Origin of the sequence: Mesorhizobium sp. M2D.F.Ca.ET.226.01.1.1, assembly GCF_004022705.2 — a bacterium.
Classification (GTDB): domain Bacteria; phylum Pseudomonadota; class Alphaproteobacteria; order Rhizobiales; family Rhizobiaceae; genus Mesorhizobium.
Map to the genome: position 1 here is coordinate 1 of NZ_RZOY02000072.1, position 348 is coordinate 348.

General features: G+C 68.4%; 1 pseudogene. It reads left to right on the plus strand.

The window, feature by feature from the left end:
- Positions 1 to 222: pseudogene (locus EN869_RS33790) on the plus strand (hypothetical protein); the annotation flags it as partial.
- Positions 223 to 348: the final 126 nt, after the last annotated feature.

The following is a 348-nucleotide window of genomic DNA, read 5'->3' on the forward strand; positions in this document are numbered from 1 at the left end:
CGTCATGTCGCGCGGTTGCGCTCGATGGCGATCAGCCGCGCCGGTGGCGAACGGACCTTGCGCTTTCGCGGCAAGGTGAAGCTCGACCAGACGGGGCAGGGTCTGGTCCTCGAGGCGCGACCGTCGCGACAGTTCCGCGTCTGGGACAACGAGCAGGCCGTCGCCACCTATGGCGCGCTGCCGTTCCAGCTCATTTCGGCAAAATTCTCCCCCGCCGACTGAGGCACCGGGCTCTCACACCCCGTAGCGCTCGGTGCGGATGAGGTCGGCCGGCATGTCGGCATCGATCAGCGCCTGGGCGGCGGCCGAGACGAAGGCATTCGAACCGCAGACGAAGGCGAGCGTCGG